This window comes from Amphritea atlantica (assembly GCF_900111095.1).
GTDB lineage: Bacteria > Pseudomonadota > Gammaproteobacteria > Pseudomonadales > Balneatricaceae > Amphritea > Amphritea atlantica.
In genome coordinates this window covers 103,925-111,631 of sequence record NZ_FOGB01000016.1, presented here as the reverse complement: position 1 = coordinate 111,631, position 7,707 = coordinate 103,925, and the positions used below count along the sequence as shown (strand labels likewise).

Genomic DNA, 7,707 nt, shown 5'->3' with positions numbered 1-7,707 from the left:
AGAAGAGCGCCGTCGGTAATGGCCTGACCAATGCCAATCCGGGGCCCTGGAATGAGGCCAGTGAACATGGTATTGCGCCGGTTCGACTGGACCACATGTTGTTGTACGGACCGAATGTGGCCGCTAACAAAAAGATCTTCGAAGAGATTCTGGGTTTCTTCCTGGTAGAGCGGGTATTGGCTGAGGATGGTGAGTTTGAAGCCGCGCTGTGGCTGTCCTGTTCCCACAAAGTCCACGATATCGCTTTTGTTGAACACCCGGAGCCTGGCAAGTTGCACCACTGTTCGTTTCTGATGGAGAGCTGGGAGAAGGTGCTGCGTGCCGGTGATATTATGTCGATGAATGAGGTTTCCGTGGATATTGGCCCGACCCGTCACGGCATTACCCGCGGCTGTACTATCTATGCCTGGGACCCTTCCGGTAACCGCTTTGAAACCTTCATGGGTGGTTATCAGCCCTATCCTGATTACGAAACCATCACCTGGGACTGGGATCATTTCCCTCAGGGGTTGGATTATCCGCAACGCAAACTGCATGAGTCATTCCTGACAATCGTCACTTGATAATTAACTCAACTGCATAGCGAATGATCGCTATGCAGTTTTTAACCTTCTTAACCTTTTTAAATTTGTACAGGTTACTGATTGCACCTTCCTGAAGGATTCTAAGCTTAGTTTTGATACCTAATAAGTATTAGTTGTGTCTATAAACAGTATTAGACGGTATCTGAATGGCTGCATAAACTGGATGGAATAGAAAGATGCCAGCAGTAATCAAACAAAGGTGAGCAGCAATGCATCAAGTTAATAACTTTATAAATGGTGAGTTTGTTGGGGCTGAATCGGGGCGCCGGTTTGACAAGCGCTCACCTGTGGATAACCGCGTCATTGCCACTGTCGCTGAAGCCGGCCGTGTCGATGTTGATCGTGCCGTGGCAGCAGCAAAAGCGGCTTTGACCGGAGAGTGGGGTCAGTTAACTGTCGATCAGCGGGTTGATCTTCTGTACGGCGTTGCCGATGAGATTACCCGTCGCTTTGATGATTTTGTCGACGCAGAGATGGCGGATACCGGTCAGCCGCACCATGTGATGACCCATGCTTTTATCCCCCGGGGGGCAGCTAACTTCAAAGTGTTTGCCGACATTATTAAGAATGTACCCACCGAAAGCTATCAGATGGCCACTCCCGATGGTCGTGGTGCCCTCAACTATGGGCTACGGGTGCCGAAAGGTGTTATTGGCGTTATCTCCCCCTGGAACGCTCCCTTCCTGCTGATGACCTGGAAAGTGGGGCCGGCACTGGCGTGCGGCAACACCGTGGTGGTCAAACCCTCCGAAGAAACGCCGCTGACCACCACCCTGCTGGGTGAAGTGATGAACAGCGTTGGCCTTCCTAAGGGTGTGTTTAATGTGGTACACGGTTTTGGCCCCGATTCGGCCGGTGAGTTTCTGACGCAGAACCGGTCGGTGGATGCCATTACCTTTACCGGTGAAACCCGAACCGGCACTGCCATTATGAAAGCGGCCGCCGAAGGGTGTCGCGATGTGTCTTTTGAGATGGGTGGGAAAAACGCCGGCATTGTGTTCGCTGATGCCGATTTTGATGCCGCCGTGGATGGCATTTTTCGTTCAGCTTTTCTGAATACCGGTCAGGTCTGTCTGGGCACAGAGAAGGTTTATGTCGAACGGCCTCTCTTTGAACGATTCGTCAATGCATTAAAGCAGAAAGCGGAAGGGGTGAAGTATGGCCGTCCTGAAAACCACGGGTCCAACTATGGTCCGCTGATCAGTCGGGAACATCAGGATAAAGTGCTCTCTTACTATCGCAAAGCGGTGGAAGAGGGGGCCACGGTGGTTACTGGCGGGGGAATCCCTGAGATGCCCGCTGAACTGGCTGAAGGTAACTGGGTTCAACCTACGATCTGGACTGGCCTGCCGGAAACGGCCAGCGTTGTCCGCGAAGAGATCTTTGGCCCCTGCTGCCATATCTGTCCCTTTGATAATGAGCAGGAGGTTGTTGGCAACGCCAATGCCAATGAGTATGGACTTTCCACTACTATCTGGACCAATGATCTGGCCCGTGCTCACCGCATGGCGGCAGCGATTGATGTTGGCATTACCTGGATTAACAGCTGGTTCCTGAGGGATCTGAGAACCGCATTCGGGGGGGCGAAACAGTCCGGAATCGGTCGTGAAGGCGGTGTGCACTCTCTCGAGTTTTATACCGAGATGCGCAATGTCTGCGTCAAACTGTGAGGTGGTTATGGATAAGGATTTAATTAACTCGTTGGGTGATGAGCTGTATAGCGCATTTCTGACACGCAGCACGATTACCCCTTTTACCGAGCGGGATCTGGATATCACGCTGGAACAGGCCTACCAGATACAACAACGTTTTATCGCCCGTCGACTGGAAGCGGGGGAGACCGTGGTCGGCAAAAAGATCGGTGTCACCAGTAAACCGGTACAGCAGTTTCTGGGGGTGTATCAGCCTGATTTTGGCATTCTTACCTCGGATATGCTGATCGCTGGAGACAATGTTATCGATCTGGACGGCTTGATTCAGCCGAAAGCTGAGGCAGAGCTGGCGTTCGTTCTTAAAGAGGATCTCAACGGCCCCGGTATTACCGCGATGGATGTGATCCGGGCGACCGACTATGTGGTGCCCTGTTTCGAAATTGTCGATTCCCGCATAACCGACTGGAAAATCAAAATTCAGGACACCGTTGCCGACAACGCTTCCTGTGGTGTTTACGTGCTGGGTGATGTGCAAGGCGATCCGCGCAAACTGGATCTGACCCTGGCGGGGATGGTGCTGCATAAAAATGGTGAACTCTACTCAACCAGTGTGGGGGCTGCGGTGCAGGGATCGCCGGCGAATGCGGTTGCCTGGCTGGCAAACACTCTGGGTGAGCTGGGTATCCCCTTTAAGGCCGGTGAGGTGATTCTGTCAGGCTCCCAGTCGGAGCTGGTGGCGGTGCAGCACGGTGACGAACTCGAGTGCAATGTCGGTGGTCTTGGCCGCTGTAAGGTTAAATTTTCCGGGAGAAGCGCGGTATGAAAACGACCCTGAGCCGAGAGGCGGTAGTCCGCTTATGTGAACGTGTTGAAGGCGCACAAACCCGGGCCTATGCAATCCCTAAACTGACTGATGAATACCCGTCGATGACCATGGCCGATGGCTATGCGATTCAGACTGAGTTACGCAAGCGCTTTATAGAACAGGGCCATAAGCTGATTGGCTGGAAAGCGGGACTGACTTCCCGGGCGAAGATGAAGCAGATGGGGGTCGATCAGCCCTCAATTGGCTTTTTGACCGACAAGATGGCCCGCCCGGAAAACTCGGTGATATCAACCGCTGATCTGGTGCATCCACGGGTCGAGTGTGAAATCGCATTTGTCACCCGGGAAAAACTGGTGGGGCCGGGCTGCACCGCAGAGGATGTGCTGCAGGCAACCGATTATGTACTGCCCGCGATTGAGGTGATCGATTCACGCTTTTCCGGTTTTAAATTTGATCTGGAAAGCGTGGTCGCAGACAACGGCTCGTCAGCGCGTTTTGTCGGCGGTGGTCGTCCCCGTTATGTGGACGAGCTGGATCTGCCCACCATCGGTGCAGTACTGGAAAAAAATGGTGAGATTGTTGAGATGGGTGCCGCTGCGGCGGTGATGGACCATCCGGCGGCCGCGGTTGCCATGCTGGTGAATATCCTCGCCGATATGGGAGAGGAGCTGCCTGCAGGTAGTTTTGTCATGAGTGGAGGGATCACTGCTGCAGTTGCCGTGTCGCCTGGAGACCACGTTATTGCCCGGTTCCAGGAGCTGGGTTCGATCTCTGTCCGGTTTGGGGAGTGAGGGATAATTATGCCGATTATTGAAGTTCATATTTTGGAAGGACGTAGCTCAGAGATTAAGGCCCGCGCAGCGGCAGCCATCTCTAAGGCTGCGGCAGAAGGTTTTGGTGTCAGCATCGATACCGTACGTATTCTGGTAACCGAACATAAAAAAGATGAGTTCTATGTGGGAGGACGAGCAGGGCGGGCATCCGATCAGGCCAGGTTAGCCTCCCTTATGGAAGAGGATAAGTCATGAAAAAGATCAGATGTGCATTGATCGGATCAGGCAACATTGGCACCGATCTGATCTATAAAATACAGCGCAGCGAACTGCTGGAGCCGGTGTGGATGGTCGGTATCGATCCTGAATCAGAAGGTCTGACACGGGCCGCTGCGATGGGATTGAAAACCACCTATGAAGGCATTGACGGCTTACTCCCTCATGTGTTGGAAGATGAGATTCAGATCGCGTTTGATGCCACCAGTGCTTATGTGCATGCCGAGAACAGCCGCAAGCTGAATGAACTTGGGGTGATGATGATCGATCTGACGCCCGCAGCGATAGGCCCTTTGTGTGTACCGCCGGTAAACCTGAAGCAGCATGCTGAAAAAGTGGAGATGAACGTCAATATGATCTCCTGTGCGGGTCAGGCGACGATTCCGATTGTCAGTGCTGTGTCGCAGATACAGGGCGTCGAATACGCTGAAATTATCGCCAGCCTCTCCTCTAAATCGATCGGTCCCGGCACCCGGGCTAATCTTGACGAATTTACCTATACCACTTCCAACGCGATTGAAGTGGTAGGCGGTGCGAAAAAGGGTAAGGCGCTGGCGATTATCAACCCGGCAGAACCACCGATGATTATGCGTAACACCATCTACTGTCTCACCGAAGGCGAGCCGGACGAGGAAAAAATCACCGCGTCGGTGCTGGCGATGATCAAAGAGGTGCAGAAGTATGTACCGGGTTACAAACTGGTGAATGGCCCGAGCTTTGAGGGCAATAAGGTCGCTGTGTTTATGGAGGTTGAGGGGCTGGGGGATTATCTGCCTAAGTATGCCGGTAACCTCGATATTATGACGGCTGCGGCAACCCGTACAGCGGAGATGTTTGCCGAGGAGATACTCGCCGGAACAATTCAACTAAACCCTGTGGAGGTGGCGTCATGAGCGATCTGAACGGACGTAAAGTCATTCTGCATGATATGTGTCTGCGCGATGGTATGCATGCCAAGCGGGAACAGATCTCGGTCGAGCAGATGGTCAAAGTTGCGACCGCTCTCGATGATGCCGGGATGCCCTATATTCAGGTGACCCACGGGGCGGGTCTGGGCGGCAACTCGCTGCAGCATGGTTTCGCCCTGGCCAGTAATGAAGAATATATTGAAGCGGTTGCGTCGCGGATGAAGCAGGCGGTGGTATCTGTCCTGCTGCTGCCGGGGCTGGGCACCATGAAAGAGCTGAAGTCCGCCTATGATTCAGGCGCCCGCAGCGTACATGTGGCAACCCACTGTACCGAAGCGGACACCTCGCCGCAGCATATTGCCTGTGCCCGTGAGTTGGGGATGGATACCACCGGTTTTCTGATGATGTCTCACCTGTCTGATGCCAGTTCGCTGGCTCAGGAAGCGAAAAAAATGGAGTCCTACGGTGCCAATACTGTCTATATCACTGATTCTGCTGGCTTCATGTTGCCGGAAGATGTTACTCAACGTGTCACTGCTCTTCGGGATGTCCTGAAACCGGAAACGGAGATCGGTTTCCATGGCCACCACAATATGGGGCTGGGAATCTCCAACTCCATCGCGGCTATTGCGGCGGGTGCATCACGTATTGATGGCTCAGTGGCCGGTCTGGGAGCTGGGGCGGGTAATACGCCACTGGAAGTCTTTATCGCGGTCTGCGAACGGATGGGCATCGAAACCGGTGTCGATCTGTTTAAAACTATGGATATTGCCGATGAGATTATCTTCCCGATGATGGATCACATTGTCCGGGTGGATAAGGACTCTCTGACCCTCGGCTATGCCGGGGTTTATTCGACTTTCCTTTTGCATGCCAAACGTGCTGCAGAAAGGTTTGGTGTTCCGGCCCGGGATATCCTGGTGGAACTGGGACGCAAAAAGATGATCGGTGGTCAGGAGGATATGATTCAGGACACCGCGATGACCATGGCGAAACAGCGTGGTTTATTGAAACAGAATTTTTAACGGGTCGACTGAAAGGCGGTTGAGATGAAAACAGATTTTAAGGGTGAAACGGCGATTGTGGTCGGAGCAACCGGCGCTTTTGGTCAGGCGATTGTCGGGCGATTATTGAATCGAGGGCTGAAGGTGGTTGCTGTAGCGCGTTCAGCAACCAGTTTGCAGGCCTTGTCAGAAACCCATGCGGGTGTCACTCCCTGTGTGGCTGATATCAGTGATGACAGCGCCATTGAGGCGATTCGTACAGTGCTGGATGGCGCTGTTTTGAATAGCGCTGTCAGGGCGGTGGTGCACGGCCCGGGTGTTGGCGTGGCTGGCGGAATTCTCGAAGCGCCAACGGCGACAATGGTTGATGCTGTGAATATCAAAGTCGGTGGCTTGTTGCGCCTGAGTCGGGCTGCCGACAGTTTTCTGACTGAGGGCAGCCGACTGATCTCTATTGGTGGCCACTACGGTCTTGAACCCACCGCCTACGCCGCCTCTGCTGGTGTTGCTAATGCTGCGTTGTTCAACGTTTCGCGGCAGCTGAGTCTGGCTTACGGTGACCGGGGTATCACAGCGCATGTCATAGCGCCAGGCCCTGCTGATACCGAACGGTTGAGAAATGTTGCTGTGGCCCGGGCAGAGATGCGCGGCTGTACGGTTGATGATGTGCTGGATGAGATGAAAGCGGAGTCCTCTATCAGTGCCTTCACCACGCCAGAGCAGGTGGCCTGGGCAGTGGATATGCTGATCGATCCGGAAGCGACCGCTATGACCGGATCAACACTGATGCTGGACTCTGGGCGTCGTCGGGGATTGCCATAGAAAATATAGCGAAGAACTCTGGATTCACGGAGTTCTTCTATTATTAAAACAACAGGCGCATAAGCAGTGATAACAATAACAGGATGCTAAACGATGCCAGTCGCAAAATTCCATCTGTCCGAAGCACTGATTACCCAGGAATCCGCCCGGCAGATATTACAACAGGCCAGTGCCATCTATGCTGAGGTGCTGGACAGCCCGATTGAACGGACGCGGGTGTTTATAAGCAGCTATAACCCGGATTATGTCGCGGTTGGCGGTGAGGTTTGTAGCGATTCTGAAAAGATAATGGCGTTCTTTGAGTTCATTGTGCTGGAGGGACGTTCTCTGGAGCAGCGAACGGCAATCGGCGAACAGTTTACTCAACTGCTATGTCATACCCTCAACATTGATCGCTCACTGATCAGAGGCTATTGCAGCTTAGTCAGGCCGGAGGACTGGTATATTGCCGGAAACCCCGCCAGTGCTGTGAGAAAAGCGGAAGTGGATGCCCGCAAACAGGGGCAGGGCAATGGCTAGTTTTCGGGTAACCCTGGCAGAACAGGATGAAGCCTATGATTGCCGGGAAAATGAATCAGTTCTCCATGGCATGGCGCGGCTGGGCAAAAAAGGGATTCCTCTGGGCTGCCGGGGTGGTGGTTGTGGGGTATGTAAAGTCAGGGTGCTGTCCGGCGAGTATAGCCGTCAGGTGATGAGTCGCTGTCATGTGAGTGAAGCTGAACTGGAAGCGGGCTGTGTGCTTGCCTGTCGCACCTTTCCTGAAAGTGATCTTGAGATTGCGGTGATCGGTAAAATGTCAAAAAATATTCTCGCCAAACGGGAACCATCCGAATAGCATTGCGCTAGCCCTCTTTATTTTTTT

At 53.3% G+C, this 7,707-nt stretch carries 10 protein-coding genes; all 10 read left to right on the top strand.

The features are described 5' to 3' along the window. Positions 1-563 (top strand): VOC family protein (locus tag BMY09_RS19295; RefSeq protein ID WP_175483600.1); only part of this gene is annotated, 563 nt, incomplete at its 5' end. Positions 564-793: 230 nt separating this feature from the next. Then, positions 794-2,254, top strand: coding sequence for a 2-hydroxymuconic semialdehyde dehydrogenase (locus BMY09_RS19290; protein WP_091361509.1), 1,461 nt, complete (start codon positions 794-796; stop codon positions 2,252-2,254). A 7-nt stretch (positions 2,255-2,261) separates the two neighbouring features. After that, on the top strand, positions 2,262-3,059 hold the full coding sequence (gene dmpE / locus BMY09_RS19285; protein WP_091361518.1) for a 2-oxopent-4-enoate hydratase: 798 nt from the start codon (positions 2,262-2,264) through the stop codon (positions 3,057-3,059). Beyond that, entirely contained in the window at positions 3,056-3,853 is a 798-nt protein-coding gene (gene dmpH, locus BMY09_RS19280; protein WP_091361507.1) for a 2-oxo-3-hexenedioate decarboxylase, read from the top strand. Before dmpE ends, dmpH begins: the two co-directional genes overlap by 4 nt. A 9-nt stretch (positions 3,854-3,862) precedes the next feature. Continuing rightward, positions 3,863-4,090, top strand: a complete 228-nt coding sequence (locus tag BMY09_RS19275; protein WP_091361506.1) for a tautomerase family protein — start codon at positions 3,863-3,865, stop codon at positions 4,088-4,090. Next, positions 4,087-5,004: an acetaldehyde dehydrogenase (acetylating) gene (locus tag BMY09_RS19270; protein WP_091361504.1), complete on the top strand. Its 918-nt coding sequence runs from the start codon at positions 4,087-4,089 to the stop codon at positions 5,002-5,004. Before BMY09_RS19275 ends, BMY09_RS19270 begins: the two co-directional genes overlap by 4 nt. After that, complete coding sequence (dmpG, locus tag BMY09_RS19265) at positions 5,001-6,044, top strand: 4-hydroxy-2-oxovalerate aldolase (RefSeq protein ID WP_091361502.1); 1,044 nt, start codon at positions 5,001-5,003, stop codon at positions 6,042-6,044. The genes BMY09_RS19270 and dmpG overlap by 4 nt, the downstream gene beginning before the upstream one ends. Before the next feature lie 24 nt (positions 6,045-6,068). Next, complete coding sequence (locus BMY09_RS19260) at positions 6,069-6,845, top strand: SDR family NAD(P)-dependent oxidoreductase (RefSeq protein WP_091361501.1); 777 nt, start codon at positions 6,069-6,071, stop codon at positions 6,843-6,845. A 93-nt stretch (positions 6,846-6,938) separates the two neighbouring features. Continuing rightward, positions 6,939-7,364, top strand: a complete 426-nt coding sequence (locus BMY09_RS19255; protein ID WP_091361499.1) for a tautomerase family protein — start codon at positions 6,939-6,941, stop codon at positions 7,362-7,364. Beyond that, positions 7,357-7,680 (top strand): 2Fe-2S iron-sulfur cluster binding domain-containing protein, encoded by a 324-nt coding sequence (locus BMY09_RS19250; RefSeq protein ID WP_091361497.1) that lies wholly within the window; start codon positions 7,357-7,359, stop codon positions 7,678-7,680. Before BMY09_RS19255 ends, BMY09_RS19250 begins: the two co-directional genes overlap by 8 nt. The last annotated feature ends 27 nt before the right edge of the window (positions 7,681-7,707 follow it).